We start from the raw sequence: 16,184 nt of genomic DNA, 5'->3' as shown, positions 1-16,184 counted from the left end.
CTCTACGAAACAACAAACAATTTTAGATTTTAGCTTTTAGCAAATGTAGATCCACATATGATTATATCCGCTGCATTTGCTAAAAGCTAACTGCTAAAAGCTAACTGCTAAAAGCTACTGGTGCGTATAGGTATCCCATACTGCCCTGGCTATTTTAGCAATAGTGCCATCGCGGTCATCATCGCCGGCGCTGGTATCAGACACAAATACGGTGACGGCTATATGTTTTCCATCAGGGAGCGTAATAATACCGGCATCATTATGCGCTGCCGTAAGACCATCAATGGTCCACGAGGTGCCGGTTTTATGCGCCACTTCGGTACCTGCCGGCAATAAGCCTTTCAGTCGTTTGGCTCCCGGTGTGGAGCTGGTCATGAGGTACAGCAGGTAACTACGACTGCTGTCAGACAACACCGGTTTGATATAAAATGTTTCCAGTAACTGCGTCATAGCCGCTGGTGTGCACCAGTTGGTATATTGTGCACGCTGATCCGTTTTCTGTACCTGCGCTTCTTCTGTAGTGCTGATGGCAATTTGTTTAACACCCAGTTGGTGAATGGCCGCATTCACTTTAGCCGGACCTCCCAGCAGTTTAAACAGGATATCACACGCGCTGCCATCACTTTCCCGCATGTTATAGTCCAGCAGTTCCTGCAGGGTGAGGGTGACGTTACCTTCCGGGTATTTCTGCCGCAGCGGACTATGTCCATCAGTGGTCAGATCTGATTTGAGGATCTTCATCGGCTGGTCCAACCGCATTTTGCCGGCATCTACCTGTTGCAGGATGGCTATACTTACGGGAAACTTATATACACTCTGCATGGGGAAATGATCGTCGCGGCGAAGCGACACGGTGTCTCCCGTCTCCAGTACTTTTACAAATACGCCTACTTTTCCTGGTATATGTTCGCTGATAGCTGCTATTTGCTGACGGAGGGATTGCTGTGCGGAAGCGCCGGGTATGTAACCCGCCAGGCTGGCTGTTATAGCCGTTATAAAAATGGATACTATCTTCTGCATACGTTTGCTGGTAAAGAATATTACTGCCAATATAAAATTTTATTCCGCACCTGACAGGAATTTTACATTTAGAATTTCGCATTCTGAATATTAATTTAGGCGCCAAATACAACCGAAATTGAGCAAACCCATACTTGTCATAAAATTTGGAACGGCCTCTATTACTCATCAGAACGGAGACCTGGATGAAACCGTGATTGCTGGCATAGCCCGGCAGGTGGCGGCTTTACATGCCGACTATCACATTGTGCTGGTATCTTCCGGTGCAGTAGCCGCAGGAAAACAGTTTTTACGCCAGTACAACGGCACTATCAGCGAGCGCAAAGCCGCTGCTGCTGTGGGTAATCCGCTACTGCTAAATAAATACAGCCGTTACTTTGCCCCCTACAATATCGCCGTAGCACAGAGCTTATGCGAAAGGCAACACTTCTCCGACCGGAACCAGTTCCTGCAGCTAAAACGCACCTACGAAGAGCTTTGGGCCAGCAACATCATCCCCATTGCCAATGAAAACGACGTGGTGAGCAGCCTGGAGCTGAAATTCTCCGACAACGACGAGCTGGCCACCCTGATTGCGGTAGGCTTTGGCGCCTCTCTCCTGCTGTTCAGCACCTCCGTGGCGGGCGTACTGGACAGGTCCGGGCAGGTTGTACCACAAATAGACGTGATCGACAAAGCCGCATTGGGACTTGCCGACAAAGAAAAATCCGCACTGGGATTAGGAGGTATGGTATCCAAACTCACTTTTGCCCGCCTCGCCACCAGGATGGGAATCAGGGTAGTCATTTTTGGTATTCGTACTGAAGATGGCATACTCAATGCCATAGCAGGGAAAACGGGTACCTTGTGCTTACCGCAGCCCTGCAGCATGCCTGCCCGTAAGAAGTGGCTGGCCAGCGGTAGCCTGGTGACCGGCAGAATACAAATAGATGCCGGCGCCGCAGCAGCCCTGGAAAAGCGTCATAGCCTGCTGGCTGTAGGCGTGAAAGCCGTGCTGGAAAAATTTGAATGCGGGGAAGTCATCGAAATCGTGAACGAAGATAATATCGCCATCGCCGTAGGCAGAACAAAAATAGCCTCCGACGTACTCGACGTGCAACATAAAGCACAAAACACCGAAGTGGCACATGCCGACGATATCGTATTGTTGTAGGTCTTAATAAGTACATCATCATGCAAACTATACAACCTTTACTGGAAAAGGCACAACAGGCAGGCGTATCTATCCGTACCCTGCCGGATGCACAGCAACAGGCCCTGCTGCGGCGCCTCGCAGCCGTGATCCTCATACAATCAGACAACATCATCGCCGAAAACAAAAAGGACCTGGATCGTATGCCGGATGAAGATCCCAAAAAGGATCGCCTGCTGCTTACCCCTGCCCGCATCCGCGACCTGGCTTCCAGCCTGGAAGACATCGCCGGCCTGCCTAATCCTTCCGGGGTATTACAGTTGGAAAGAACACTGGATAACGGCCTGCTGGTACAAAAGAAAACAGTGCCCCTGGGCGTGGTAGGCGTAATTTATGAATCCAGGCCAAATGTCACTATCGATGTGGCAGCACTTTGTATCCGCTCCGGTAACGTGTGTGTATTGCGTGGTGGCTCCGATGCCTTTCATACCAATACCTTCCTCGTACAACTGATACAGGAAGTATTAAAAGAATTCCAGGTAGATGAAAACGCGGTACAGCTGCTGCCGGTAGACCGTAACCTGGTGACGGAAATGCTGGCCGCAGTAAAATATATCGATATCATCATTCCCCGTGGCTCCGAACAACTGATAGAGTTCGTAAGAGCCAATTCCCGCGTGCCTGTGATCGAAACCGGCGCGGGCGTTTGTCATACCTACGTGGAAAAAACAGCGGACCTGACACAGGCCGCCAACATTGTCACCAATGCCAAAGTATCCCGTCCCTCAGTATGCAATGCCCTGGATACCGTACTGGTAGATGAAGCCGTGGCCGCAGATTTCCTCGCCTTGTTGGCGCCAAAGCTGCTGCCCTACGCTGTAAACGTATATGCGGACCCGTTAGCTTTTAACCTGCTTCAACAAAATAACTACCCGCACTTACAGGCGGCACAACCGGAAGATTTTGGCAGAGAATTCCTGTCGTTGCAATGCTCTGTGAAAGTGGTATCCGGCGCGCAGGAAGCGCTGTCGCATATCCAGCAACATTCTTCCCGTCACTCCGAAGCTATCATTTCCCGCGATACAGCCATCAGCGAACGTTTCCTGAATGAAGTAGATGCTGCTGCAGTATACGTCAACGCCTCTACGAGATTTACAGATGGCGGTGTATTCGGACTCGGTGCAGAAATCGGCATCTCTACACAGAAACTACACGCCCGTGGGCCTTTTGCGCTGGAAAAACTGGTAACAGAGAAATGGTTTATTCATGGAGATGGACAAGTGAGAGGGTAACAAGGAAGAATTACGAATTACGAATTACTGATTTGTGAGTAGATAGAAGCGAAGTTAATCTTCGCGTTTACTATCTCCCCATAAATCCGTAATTCGTAATTTATTCTAGGCAATCGTAATCTGTTCATTGAGATACACATCCTGGATGGCATTCAACAAAGCCGCTCCCTCTGCCATAGGCCGCTGGAAAGCCTTACGGCCGGAAATCAATCCCATACCACCGGCTCTTTTATTAATCACTGCAGTGCGTACTGCTTCTGCAAGATCAGCGGCACCTTCAGAGGCACCACCGGAATTGATTAAGCCCATGCGTCCCATGTAACAATTGGCTACCTGGTAACGGCACAGGTCAATCGGGTTATCAGACGTTAACTCCGTATAGATGCGCTCATCCAGTTTACCATAAGAAGAATTACCCGTATTCAGCGCTTTATAGCCGCCATTTACAGTGGGCAACTTCTGTTTGATAATATCTGCCTGGATGGTAACACCCAGGTGATTCGCCTGACCGGTCAGGTCGGCCGACAGGTGATAATCCACATCTTTCTTAAAAGCATCGTTTCTCAGGTAACACCAGAGGATAGTGGCCATCCCCAGTTCGTGCGCTCTTTCAAATGCCTGCGATACTTCTACCAGTTGCCGGTCCGATTGTTCGGAACCAAAATAGATAGTAGCGCCAACGGCTACTGCGCCCAGGTTCCAGGCTTCTTCCACGGTACCATACATCACCTGGTCTGCCCGGTTGGGATAGGTGAGCAACTCATTATGATTAATTTTTACAATAAACGGAATGCGATGGGCGTAGTTACGGGATACGGAAGATAATACGCCGAAAGTAGATGCCACCGCGTTGCAGCCGCCTTCGATGGCCAGTTTCACAATATTTTCAGGATCGAAATAAGCGGGGTATTTGGCAAAAGAGGCGCCGGCACTATGCTCTACCCCCTGGTCCACCGGCAGAATAGACATATAACCGGTACCTGCTAACCTTCCATGGTTAAGCAACTGCCCCAAACTGCGCAGTACCTGCGGATTACGACCGGAAGGCTGATAAATTTTATTCACCGTATCGGGTCCGGGCAGGTGCAACATATCTTTGCTGATTGTTTTGCTCTCATGTTGCAGCAGGGTATCGCTTTCTTTTCCTAATAATTCGCTGATTTTTTCCAAGGATAACATAAGCATTACTTTTTTGGTACAACTAATTTAAGGATTTAATACCGCACTAAATGGCTTGTGAAAACAAGAGGGTTAATAGGGTGTAGGTCCCTTAGGACGGGGTTTGTCATCCCGCTCTTCTGATACCATTTCAGTACCTTCAAAAGCACCACCGGAACCGTCATGGATAATTTGTTCTTCTGCTATCTTCTCTTCTTTTTTTTCCGGCTTTTCTTCGTTGGGTTTGTTACTTTTTTCCATAGTGACAAATGTAGTGATTACTTATAAATCGGTGTTGGCCGATCGAACAACAAATAGTTACGACCACCGGAGTATGTCTACAGATCACCTAACAAATACTCATTTTATAACATACAACTTCTCCCTAATAATTACCTTTTTAGCTTTTGATTATGACACTCCGGCTATTAACCCCGGCCTGATTTTTATATATTTGTCCCCCGAATGAATAACAGACAGATTATGACCCAGATCGCGATCATCCGCCATGGTACCACTTCCTGGAATAAAGCAGGCAAACTGCAAGGCCATTCAGACATCCCGCTGGATGATGAAGGCAAACTGCAGGCCCTCAAACTGGGGCAGCGGCTGAGCAGCGAATCCTGGGACCTGGTGTATTCCAGTCACCTGATCCGCGCCCGCCAGACAGCGGCCATCGTGGCGCAGGAATTAGGACTGGATTCGGTGATAGAAGACCATCGGCTGGGAGAAGCCGGCGGTGGCCTCATAGAAGGCACTACAGAAGAAGAACGACAGGCTAAATGGGGCGCATCGTGGAAACTACTGGACCTGGGCATGGAAAGCAATGCCGCCGTAGTAGCACGTGGACGTGCGTTTTTAACAGACCTCCTCGCAGAAAATCCCGGAAAAAAAATACTCCTGGTCACACACGGCAGCTTTATACGGCAAATGTTGGATGCCCTGTTACCAGCCATGCATCCTACCCCACCTATGAAAAATACGTCTATCACCAGACTTCAGTTCTCCGACGAAAACTGGCATTGTGAACTGTTTAACTGCGTAATCCACCTGGATAACAGCGAAGATACCCAATGACCCAATTGTCAGGAGCCTGTGATTCGTAATTCATAATTACCTTTACTGCTCATGAAACTATTACTGATAGAAGATGAACCGGCTGTAGTATCTGTTATCACCCGCGGGCTTTCCGAAGCCGGCTACGAAGTCAGCGTGGCACCGGATGGTAACAGCGGATTACAAATGGCACTCAATAACCCATCCTTCCGGCTGATTATACTGGACGTTATGCTCCCCGGCATGAACGGCATAGAAGTGTGCCGCTCGCTCCGCGCAGCCAAACAGGAAGTACCTATCCTCATGCTGACCGCTTTGGGGACTACCGAAAATATTGTCATGGGACTGGATAGCGGTGCAGATGATTACCTCATCAAGCCCTTTAAGCTACAGGAGCTGGAAGCCCGCATCCGTAGCCTAATGAGGAGAAAATCACCGGTTGATATACCCGTTCCCGTTACCGCCCCGGCGGTACTGTCGCTGGCCGACCTGGAATTGAATACAGACACCAAAACCGCCAGCAGACAGGGAAAAAGCATTGCACTTACTGCTACCGAATACCGGCTGCTGGAATACCTGTTGAAGAATCCGAGGAAAGTCCTCTCCCGGTTGGAAATACTGGAGCAGGTATGGGGCATCGAATTTAATATGAACACAAAAGTAGTAGACGTATATATTAACTATCTCCGGAAAAAAATTAACAAACATCACCCTACGGAACTGATACATACTGTAGTGGGGCTGGGTTACATGCTCCGGGAAAATAAAGCCGATGAAGATACGCACTAAGATATTACTGGTATTTGCAGGTTTAACCATTTCCACGATACTCGGCATGAGCATGCTGGTATATTATTTTACCAACCAGCACTCGTTCGAAGACTTCTACAAACGCCTGGAAATACGCGCCTATCTTACTGCGAAAGCAACGCTTCCCTACTACGAATCCGATTCCGTTATCTATAATGAAATACGGGACGAACACCTGGAAAAGCTACCCTCGGAAAAAGAATATTTTCTGCCCATAGCCACTGATGGCAGCGTTCAGAAAGATGCCCATCTCACCCTCCCCGACAGCTTTTACGGGCAGGTGAAACAGGAAGGCAAGGCCACCTGGCGGGAAGGCGATCGCTTTTATGAAGGTGTGCTCTATAAAAGCAAACAGGGATTGTACATCGTTATTGTATCCGCTATCAACCAATACAGCGTGGAATACCTGGGGTGGCTACGCAAAATTTTAATCCTCTGCTCCGTGGCCTCCAGCGTAATACTGGTGGGTGCGGGCATTTTCTTCTCCAAATATATTCTTAAACCCATCCGGCATATGATGGTGCAGGTGAAAAGTATCAGCTCGCGCAACTTACACCTACGCCTAAACGTAGATAGCAGCGGCGACGAAATCAATGACCTCGCCGGTACCTTTAATAATATGCTGGACCGCCTGGAAACCGCTTTCGAAACACAAAACAACTTCGTCAGCAATGCCTCGCATGAACTCAGTACACCACTCACCGCTATCATCGGAGAAGCAGAGCTGGCGCTGAATAAAGAGCGTACCACCGAAAAGTATGTCTACTCACTGAAAAATATCCTGCATGAAGCCGGCCGCCTGGAACATATCACCAAAAGCCTGCTGCACCTCGCCCAGACCGGCTTCGACGGTAAAAAACAGGAATGGAGCCAGATCCGCAGCGATGAATTATTGTTTACCGTAAAACATACCATCGACAAGCTACATCCCGGCAACCAGGTAGCTATTGATTATAGCCTGTTTCCGGAAGAAGAGGATAAATTACTGGTTCCCGGCAACGAACAACTCCTCGAGCTGGCACTTAGCAATATCGTGATCAATGCCATTAAATATTCCGATAATCAGCCGGTATCTATTGCCCTCGCTGCTACTGCAAAGAAAAATATCATTATCGTGAAAGACCAGGGCATCGGCATTCCCCCGGAAGACCTGCCCTATATCTTTTCACCATTCTTCCGGGCCTCCAATACCGCCAAATTTAAAGGCTATGGTATTGGCTTACCACTGGCCATGAATATTGTCCGCATGCACAAAGGAGATATCATTGTAAACAGCCAGGTAAACCACGGAACCGAGATCAGGGTGGAACTCCCACTGTAGCGGTTGCTTTTCTTACCAAATTCTTACCACATTCTTACCACCTTTTAACGCTACTCTTACTGGTTACTTATTTCACAGCAATAATTTTGTTGTTATAAAAGAACCAGACATGAAAAATATACTCATACCAACAGATTTTTCTCTTCGCTCCCTCAGTTATGTGCACAGCATTGTAGCACAACATCCGTACGAGCCGGTAAACATTATATTGATGCATGCGCTGCAGATGCCGGACTCACTGTTTGACCTGATTACGTATACCCGCAACAGCCGGCACCTGGAACTGATTTCGAACGACTTCCAGGATGGTTGTGAAATTATCCGTAATAAATATTCTACCGCTATTCACCAACTGAAGATTGAATTCTTCCATGGCAATACGCGCGTGGCATTACGCAACTTCCTGCTGGCACAAAACATCGACCTGATTATTCAGCCCGCTGATCACGACTTTAATCCGCCTTCCAAAAGAAGTTATAACCCGGAGAAACTGATCGCCAAATGCAATTATCCAAAGATGAAAATTCAATTGCAGCGTCAGCCACTGGTAACAGGCAAATCCTCCATATCAGCACTTTTGCTGGCCACTGAATAAAAGCAAGTTTTATGCTACTCAAAAAAAATATCCCTTTAAAATATGTATTTGGTAAGATCAAATTCGAAATTTTGCTGGTTACCATTTACACGTTAACCATCAACATTTTTTATTACCAATATGATTTCACCAATATGGTGATCCCCTTATCCGTGCCGATGGTATTGGGTACAGTGCTCTCGCTCCTCCTGGCCTTTCGTTCCAACCAGGCATACGACAGGTGGTGGGAAGCCAGAACCATATGGGGAGCTATTGTAAATGATTCGCGTTCGCTGACACGTCAGGTGCTGAGTTTGATGGATGCAACATATCAGTCGGAAGAACTGACAGGTTTCCAGGAACGCTTTGTAAAGCGACAGGCAGCATGGTGCCACAGTTTGGGACAATCGTTACGCAAGACAGATCCGCTCAAAGGTGTAGACAGATTATTATCAAGACGGGAACTTAACTATCTGATGAAGTATGATAATGTACCAGCTGCCTTGTTGCTCTTACATGGAAAAGACTTGAAATACGCCATGGAACAGGGCTGGATTAACCAGTACCAGCAGGTAGCGCTGGATCAGACGTTGTCGAAGCTCTGCGATTCAATGGGTAAATGTGAACGTATTAAAAACACCGTATTTCCGGCTACGTACAGCTTATACACTCATTTCACCGTTATCTTCTTTATACTGTTATTGCCGTTTGCCTTAATAGATGTGCTGGGCTTTATGGAAATACCATTGGTAGTTGCCATTGCCGCCTCCTTCCTGTTGATCGAAAAAATGGCGATCAACCTGCAGGATCCATTTGAAAACAAACCGACTGATACGCCGGTGACCACCATTGCCAGGAATATTGAAAAAGACCTCCGGCAAATGTTGCACGAACAATACAGTGCGCCGGAAGAACCAGTACAGGTACCAACCTACTACGTACTTTAAGTAGCTGTTAGCTTTTAGCCATTAGCTTTTAGATTAACGCGGTTATTGATTTGCCAGCCAGGGTTCAATCTTCGTCAGCTAAAAGCTAATAGTTAAAAGCTTTGTGTTAAGGCTTACTTCCAAAAGGGCCGTAATTTATAGCGTAAGACGATGGCTCCGGTTTCTACCGGAGCTTTTATTTTAGCCCAGGCAACTACCTAACAGCTAATAGCTAACAGCTCTTTCCTACATCCCAGCCAGTTCTTTCCGGGATAGCCATACCCATTTACGAATAGTGCGACGGATATATCTTGGATGCAGGTCTATTTCCTGGCGGGTACGCTCAAACTGAGCTTTGGCTTCCGGTATCCTGTTTTGCTTTTTCAGCAACAGCCCATAGTAATACATCGCTTCCAGCGAATGATGTACCTGTATTATTTTCTGGTAAGCTTCTTCCGCTCTTGCAGCCTCTCCTATGCCTTCCAGCGCCTGTGCATACATCAGTTCGTCTTCCGCCTTACTCATCCTGACACCTTTGGCGGCATTCACTTTATCGAAGTAAGCGATACTTTCTGCGTAGTTGCCACTCTGAAAATATAACCGGGCCAGCAATAACCGGATACCAGCATCTTTGGTAAATGCATTAGCACATTCTTCAGCCAGTGCAATGGCTTTATCATATTGCTTTTGCTGTGCGTAAGCTTCTGCCAACTGTAACTTGTTGGTAACGGTATCAGATATACGTACTTTTTTTTCCCATTCATGGATACGTCCATTGGGCCAGATTGCCCGTAAGATATTCTCTTTCCAGTCGCCACTCATCAGCTCCGGTAATAATTCGCGGATCAGGTAAACCGCTACTCCCAGCGCCGGAATAAATACAATAAAATACAACCACTCTCTTCTGCCGGATTTTAAGGCGTGCACCGCACAAACAATTTGCAGAATAATAACAAGATAATAATAGTTACTCCAGAAAGGGAACATAAAGCCGACACTAATCAGGGTTAGAAAAACTGATCAGAACGCAAAATAAGAAAATATACTAATTTGTGGTATCGACTAAAAAGTACTGGCATTGAAGAGACTATTGAAAATAACAGGATATACCTTACTGACTTTTTTCCTGTTCATCGGCATTTACCTGCTATCTGCGTATACCCTTTCCCGTATGAGCACCCAACGTGAGGTAGTGAACGATGCAGATATTACCATTTACATGCTTACCAATGGTGTGCATACAGATCTTGTAGTGCCTGTGCGTACACCGCAAATCGACTGGAGCCGGTATATTCCTTTTAAGAATACGGTGGGCAACGATACTACAGCTACCTTACTGGCTTTTGGGTGGGGCGACAAAGGCTTTTATCTCGAAACGCCTACCTGGGCGGATCTGAAAACCAGTACAGCGCTGAAAGCCGCTTTTAACCTGAGTACCTCTGCTATTCATGCCACCTATTATCGCGGCCTGACGGAAAATGAAAGTTGCCGGGCCATCCTGGTTAATAAGGAGCAGTATGCGCGGCTAATCAGTTATATCAATAATAGCTTCCGTACAGGTTCCGATGGGCAACCGGTAAATATTGTTACTCATGCCAACTATGATAAGAACGATGCATTTTATGAGGCAAAGGGCAGTTATAACCTGTTTCATACCTGCAATACCTGGGCAAATAACGGATTAAAGAGCTGTGGACAGAAGGCTTGCCGGTGGACTATTTTTGATACGGGGATATTTTATCAATATAGGTAGCGGGGTCATGGCGCTTAATACCCCGACAGAACAGGTGACACTCGTAATATCATTCGCTAATTTGAATGCAATTAACTAATTTACAGCTAATATAAATATTTTAAAATCATAAATATGAAATTTGTCCTTTCTTCATTTTACCATTAAATAAACATTGCCTATCTTAACATTGAATTAACACTCAACATAACTTAGTTAGCTAGCTTTACCCGTAACATTAGCGTGGTAATAATATAAAGAATACCCTGGAAGAGCACTGAACATTTTGCAATACAATAGACTAATCATTTGATACATTTCCCATGCTTATCCTGTTTTTTTGGAAACCTTAGTTTAATTATCTGTGACCCTCGTAATAATCGTTTATGGAAACTAATAACTCTACATCTGTTCGCTTACTAAAGGACGTATTGTTGATGCCGCTATTTGCAGGCACAAAAGGATTAGCAAAAACGGAGAAAAGACGCTCTATTATCACTGTGAACTTTATGGCCATTGTATTGAGCGGGTTAGTACTGGGAATCGGTACTTATTTCTATCTCTTGAAAAACTCTATCTTTTTTCTCATTGGTATTCCATTGGAAGTTGTCGGCTTTGCCTGTGTAATTGGTTTAAATTACTATAAACAGTATTTCCAGGCTAACCTGTTAATGTATACTGTTAATGCTATTTTCATAGCCTATTGGTCTACTGTTCTTGGATCGGGAATTTCATTAGGCTTATTACTGGGATTTATTACCATTATTATTTTCCACTTAACAGCCTCCTGTTTCCTGCATAAGGAAAAGAGATCTACCCTCATATGTCTGATTACAACCGCGTTATTTGGGTCCTGGGTGCTGGCAAATTCCTATTTTCAGCTTATGGAGCCCATAGGGCTGAGTGCCAATATAGCAGCAACCATGAGATTTATTACAACTATTGCATTGATTGTATTTATCGTTTTAGTAATGTTGTCATATGTATCGCAGATCAATGCCTTACTTTTATCTGAAAGACAACTTAAAGAAATATCGGAGAGAAAAAGCGTCTTCTTACGGGAAACATATCATGAATTAAGAACGCCGCTTAACGCTATATTCTCCATTGCACAACTGTTTCAACTGAAAAGGGACAAGTATGCAGAAGAAGACAAGAAACAACTGGATGACCTGTATTCTTCCTGTTATATTGCCCGTAATACCATCAATCACGTGCTGGATATGTCTAAAATAGAATCCGGCCGTTTCTATAATGTCATTAAAGAACCTATTAATTTAAGAGAATGTGTAGCACATTGTGTGGCGATGAACAGCTACCTGGCTGCATCCCGGGGAATCATGATCAACGTAAACTTTGATACAGCACTGGATCAACCGATCAATAGTGACGATCTGCTGTTGAAAAAGATATTTAACAATGTATTATCCAACGCTGTTAAATTCGCTGCGGGCAAAAGCATTGTTGAATTTACCTGTGAGAAAAAGGGTGAAAACATCCACTTTAAAGTTCGCAATGATGGTGCAATAGATCCTAAAATAGCTGATCGGATCTTTGATAACTTTGTATCAGGCCGCAACCAGATTGAAGGCACAGGCTTGGGATTGTCTATTACCAAACATCTTGTAGGACTGTTTGAAGGCAGTATTGCCCTGGAACCCGATGAGGCATATCCGAACACCACCACTATTGCCTTTAATATTCCACTGGAAATAAGCACAGAAAAAGTAAAACAACAAACAGCTTTTCAATTCAGAAAAAATTGCTTTGCCGGTGCTACCGCATTAATCATTGAAGATGACCTCTTAAGCTCCCACTTCCTGTCTAAAATACTTACAGAAATGGGCATCACTCCCATTGTGTGCAAAGATGGTGAGAGCGCAGCAGAAATAATCCAGCAAACAATGCCTAATGTGATCATATCAGATCTCAATATGCCAGGGTTTGATGGTAAACAATTATTACAATACCTGCATGATACCGAAGAATTAAAAGGCATCCCCGTTTTGATTGTGTCCGGAGATGCCTTCTTAAAAGATGAAATGCTACAGGCAGGTGCCCACGCGTTCATCACCAAACCAGTACATTTTAAGGAATTGTACCTGGAACTATCCAGACATTTACCTCATCATATACTCTCATAACGGCCGGTATCCAAAATAGCCCAGTCATCGTACCCTTTTACGATCGTGTATAATCCCTGGATGTACTCGTCGATTTGCGCGTTGATACTTTCGCCCCAGAAAGGAATTTCTTTCCGGAGCTCTTCCAATTTGCTTACGTATTCATCATGGTAGTCGATTACGTATTGTACAGCTTCTTCATGGCTTAAATTGAGTTCTCTCTGCGCAATAAAAATCAAATTAAACCCGGCAATTTCAAGATCTTTTTCTCTTGCAATGGAATGCAAATCATTTGCTAAACAACCCAGCAAATTAAGGATCAGCTCTATTTCAACAATTGTTTTATGCTCGTACACTTCATCAGGCAAATCCAGTTTTTCAAATATGGCTACCAGGGGGAACATAATATAGAAACCGGTAAAAGGCCTCATCTCAAAATATTTCTCCATGGTAGGAACATAACTATGAAGTTGCATATCAATTTCAAAGAAGCATTCTCTCAAATAATCGGCCATGTGTTTACAATACACCCGATACAAATAAGGCGTGCTAATAGCACGGAACCGGTCCAGGATATTCGCCAGCCCAATACTCAAACTATTGTCAGATGGCGCTCGTTTATCTTCCAAAATGTCTATAAACTCGTATAACATCGCTTTCATTTCAATAGCGGCATCCGCGCCGGCGGAGCCTCTGTCGCAGGTATCATCAACAGTAAATAACCAGGTGAGTAAATCACCCGCTAAACAAATCTGGTTGAATGTGGCATTGGGATATTCACGGGCGGCCTGTAAACCAAATCTTGCCTTGGTGTACCAGCCAATGGATTTGAACTGTGGGGCCAGATCAAATCGTTGTGCCCATTTCAGGGTGTTTAATTGCACTTCCTCGGAAAAAGCATTAATCGCAGGTTGGCCTGGTAAGGTGCAGGCATACGCATTCATTGACATAACTGTAGTTTTTAAGTGTTAGAAAAAAGGGACTGATAAGTAATATTTTGGAATAGGAATTTGCATTACATAGGCGGTGAAAAGCCCTCTTTAACACTGTAAATTGTACGTAAGTAACCTCTTGGAAGTGTAGGAAAAACCGGCCTTTAATAGTATTATTTCGATACAATCTAAATAAAGTTGGCAAAAAAAAGCTAAAATGGACAAAACTATTTTTGCGCGGGAAGAAATCAGTTCATTCACAGCAATCCTATGACAGTAAAGGCTTCTACCGCGGTATGAACACACCGCCGATCAATGATTGGAGCCCCTCTAAAAATGCCTGCACGACATTCATATATGCGTTCCCGTAGTGATACCGTATAGCAGTTACCGTAGGATACGATACCACAACATGTTTGCACTCGCGTTTCAAGGCACGGGTAATAATTACATCTAAAATAACTGTTGTCCCGCTAAAAAGTTTATAAATCTCATAATGAGATTATTTAGCGAACAATTGAGATGCTTTGACAAACCACCTATGAAGGAAGCTCCTATTTTTGCCGTTTACCACTATGATGAAGATGAAATGTATACTTTTAGCAACAGCGAGCCTTGTGCTATGCATGGCCACCGCGACTTCCACGGCACAACAGATCAACGCAAATATCCCCGGCGACTTTGCCGACCCCTCTGTTACCAGGCAAGGCGATACCTACTATGCCATTGGTACCTCCAGCGAATGGGGACCTCACTTTCCAATCTTTAAATCGGGAAACCTGCAACAGTGGGAGCAAACCGGCTTCGTATTCGACGAAGTGCCGGCCTGGGCAGCCTCGTCTTTCTGGGCGCCGGAGTACTACTACCATCACAACACCTACTATGTTTACTACACGGCTAAACGAAAAACTGACGGCGTTTCCTGCATCGGCGTAGCCACCTCCGCCTACCCGGACCACGGCTTTAAAGACCATGGTATCCTCATTGAATACGGCCGGGAAGCCATCGACGCATTTGTATTTAACGACAATGGCCAGTTATACATCACCTGGAAGGCATACGGCCTGGATAACAGACCCATAGAAATACTGGGCAGCAAACTGGCAGATGATGGCCTTTCGTTGACAGGTAAGCCTTTTACGCTGTTAAAAGACGATCACCGCCAGGGCATTGAAGGACAAAGCATCCTCAAAAAAGACCGCTACTACTACCTCTTTTACTCGGCGGGCGCCTGCTGTGGCGCCTCCTGTAACTATAACCTCCGCGTGGCCAGGGCAACCGCCATTACCGGTCCATATACGGATTACAGCGCCAACCCGGTACTGGCAGATGCAGGCGACTGGAAATGCCCGGGACACGGCACCTTCGTAGAAGATCCTGCCGGCAACTACCGGTATGTATACCACGCCTATAACAAAGCCAGTAATATATTTACCGGCAGGGAGGGCATGGTAGCAGCGTTATCCTGGAATGCGGCGCAGTGGCCGGTGCTCAGTCATACCAGCGCGACTGTGAATCCACAGCCACCCGCTTCCCTGCACTACGACTTTACACATCCCGGCCGGAAAATCTTCTGGCAATGGGATTTCAGGAGTATGCAGCCGGCCATTACGGAGGCAAACGGACAATTACAGCTATCCGGCACCTACAGCGATCGTAACCCCGTTGGCATAGCACTCGCCGTAAGACCTTACAGCGCGGCATATACCATCAGTACGGCCGTTGTCAATCATAATAAAGCCGCCAAAGGCCTGGTGATTTATGGAGATGCCGACGCGGCAGTGGGCATTGATGTGGAGGATAACCAGGTGGTATGTTGGGTATCGGGAGAAGGAAAAAAAACGATACTCTCCACACAAACCGTTGAACGCCCGGAGGCGCCTGTTGAGCTGAAAATGACGGTATACCCGGATTTCACGTGCCGGATGTACTGGAAACAGGGCCATAACTGGAACGACCTAACGCCGAAGCAACAGCCCTACCCGATTGGGTTCCTGCCTCCCTGGGACCGTGCGCCAAGACCAGGCCTTCACTTCCAGGGCAGGAGCAATGAAATGGCGGCCTTTAGCTACTTTGATATTACCTACCATACCAACGGAAAACCATAG

The 16,184-nt window shown here is 45.9% G+C and carries 15 protein-coding genes; 10 read left to right on the top strand and 5 right to left on the bottom strand.

Going from position 1 to position 16,184, the window contains the following annotated elements:
- Nucleotides 1-114: 114 nt before the first annotated feature.
- Nucleotides 115-1,020 (bottom strand): class A beta-lactamase, encoded by a 906-nt coding sequence (gene bla / locus J7623_RS07010; protein ID WP_291918950.1) that lies wholly within the window; start codon nucleotides 1,018-1,020, stop codon nucleotides 115-117.
- Nucleotides 1,021-1,138: 118 nt separating this feature from the next.
- On the opposite strand from bla, the gene proB reads away from it, so the two are divergent.
- Both proB and J7623_RS07000 read left to right on the top strand, forming a co-directional pair.
- Nucleotides 1,139-2,173, top strand: coding sequence for a glutamate 5-kinase (proB, locus tag J7623_RS07005; RefSeq protein ID WP_291918948.1), 1,035 nt, complete (start codon nucleotides 1,139-1,141; stop codon nucleotides 2,171-2,173).
- A 20-nt stretch (nucleotides 2,174-2,193) separates the two neighbouring features.
- A complete protein-coding gene (locus tag J7623_RS07000) occupies nucleotides 2,194-3,444 on the top strand; it encodes a glutamate-5-semialdehyde dehydrogenase (RefSeq protein ID WP_291918946.1) in 1,251 nt (416 codons plus the stop codon).
- A gap of 105 nt (nucleotides 3,445-3,549) precedes the next feature.
- Here the strand turns inward: J7623_RS07000 and J7623_RS06995 are convergent, their stop codons facing one another.
- Together J7623_RS06995 and J7623_RS06990 are read right to left on the bottom strand one after the other, a co-directional pair.
- Nucleotides 3,550-4,623 (bottom strand): class I fructose-bisphosphate aldolase, encoded by a 1,074-nt coding sequence (locus tag J7623_RS06995; RefSeq protein WP_291918944.1) that lies wholly within the window; start codon nucleotides 4,621-4,623, stop codon nucleotides 3,550-3,552.
- A 72-nt stretch (nucleotides 4,624-4,695) separates the two neighbouring features.
- Entirely contained in the window at nucleotides 4,696-4,863 is a 168-nt protein-coding gene (locus J7623_RS06990) for a hypothetical protein (RefSeq protein ID WP_291918942.1), read from the bottom strand.
- Nucleotides 4,864-5,067: 204 nt separating this feature from the next.
- On the opposite strand from J7623_RS06990, the gene J7623_RS06985 reads away from it, so the two are divergent.
- The 5 genes from J7623_RS06985 to J7623_RS06965 all read left to right on the top strand — a co-directional run bounded on the left by J7623_RS06985 (nucleotide 5,068) and on the right by J7623_RS06965 (nucleotide 9,310).
- A complete protein-coding gene (locus J7623_RS06985; RefSeq protein WP_291918939.1) occupies nucleotides 5,068-5,679 on the top strand; it encodes a histidine phosphatase family protein in 612 nt (203 codons plus the stop codon).
- Nucleotides 5,680-5,730: 51 nt separating this feature from the next.
- Entirely contained in the window at nucleotides 5,731-6,447 is a 717-nt protein-coding gene (locus J7623_RS06980) for a response regulator transcription factor (protein WP_291918937.1), read from the top strand.
- Nucleotides 6,431-7,789: a HAMP domain-containing sensor histidine kinase gene (locus tag J7623_RS06975; protein WP_291918935.1), complete on the top strand. Its 1,359-nt coding sequence runs from the start codon at nucleotides 6,431-6,433 to the stop codon at nucleotides 7,787-7,789. Before J7623_RS06980 ends, J7623_RS06975 begins: the two co-directional genes overlap by 17 nt.
- 109 nt (nucleotides 7,790-7,898) lie before the next feature.
- A complete protein-coding gene (locus J7623_RS06970; protein ID WP_291918933.1) occupies nucleotides 7,899-8,384 on the top strand; it encodes a hypothetical protein in 486 nt (161 codons plus the stop codon).
- 11 nt (nucleotides 8,385-8,395) lie between these two features.
- Nucleotides 8,396-9,310, top strand: coding sequence for a bestrophin family ion channel (locus tag J7623_RS06965; protein ID WP_291918931.1), 915 nt, complete (start codon nucleotides 8,396-8,398; stop codon nucleotides 9,308-9,310).
- Between the two features lie 225 nt (nucleotides 9,311-9,535).
- Here the strand turns inward: J7623_RS06965 and J7623_RS06960 are convergent, their stop codons facing one another.
- Nucleotides 9,536-10,216, bottom strand: a complete 681-nt coding sequence (locus J7623_RS06960; protein ID WP_291918930.1) for a tetratricopeptide repeat protein — start codon at nucleotides 10,214-10,216, stop codon at nucleotides 9,536-9,538.
- Between the two features lie 151 nt (nucleotides 10,217-10,367).
- On the opposite strand from J7623_RS06960, the gene J7623_RS06955 reads away from it, so the two are divergent.
- On the top strand, nucleotides 10,368-11,042 hold the full coding sequence (locus tag J7623_RS06955) for a TIGR02117 family protein (protein ID WP_291918928.1): 675 nt from the start codon (nucleotides 10,368-10,370) through the stop codon (nucleotides 11,040-11,042).
- 365 nt (nucleotides 11,043-11,407) lie between these two features.
- The gene (locus J7623_RS06950) at nucleotides 11,408-13,165 is read left to right on the top strand and encodes a hybrid sensor histidine kinase/response regulator (RefSeq protein ID WP_291918927.1); all 1,758 of its coding nucleotides are present in this window, start codon (nucleotides 11,408-11,410) and stop codon (nucleotides 13,163-13,165) included.
- Here J7623_RS06950 and J7623_RS06945 read toward each other — a convergent pair.
- Complete coding sequence (locus J7623_RS06945; RefSeq protein ID WP_291918926.1) at nucleotides 13,150-14,094, bottom strand: hypothetical protein; 945 nt, start codon at nucleotides 14,092-14,094, stop codon at nucleotides 13,150-13,152. The genes J7623_RS06950 and J7623_RS06945 overlap by 16 nt on opposite strands.
- A 566-nt stretch (nucleotides 14,095-14,660) precedes the next feature.
- On the opposite strand from J7623_RS06945, the gene J7623_RS06940 reads away from it, so the two are divergent.
- Nucleotides 14,661-16,184: a glycoside hydrolase family 43 protein gene (locus J7623_RS06940; protein WP_291918924.1), complete on the top strand. Its 1,524-nt coding sequence runs from the start codon at nucleotides 14,661-14,663 to the stop codon at nucleotides 16,182-16,184.

This window comes from Chitinophaga sp. (genome assembly GCF_017745275.1).
Lineage (GTDB): Bacteria > Bacteroidota > Bacteroidia > Chitinophagales > Chitinophagaceae > Chitinophaga.
The sequence above is the reverse complement of the archived record's forward strand: the minus strand, read 5'-3'. Positions and strand labels throughout refer to the sequence as shown.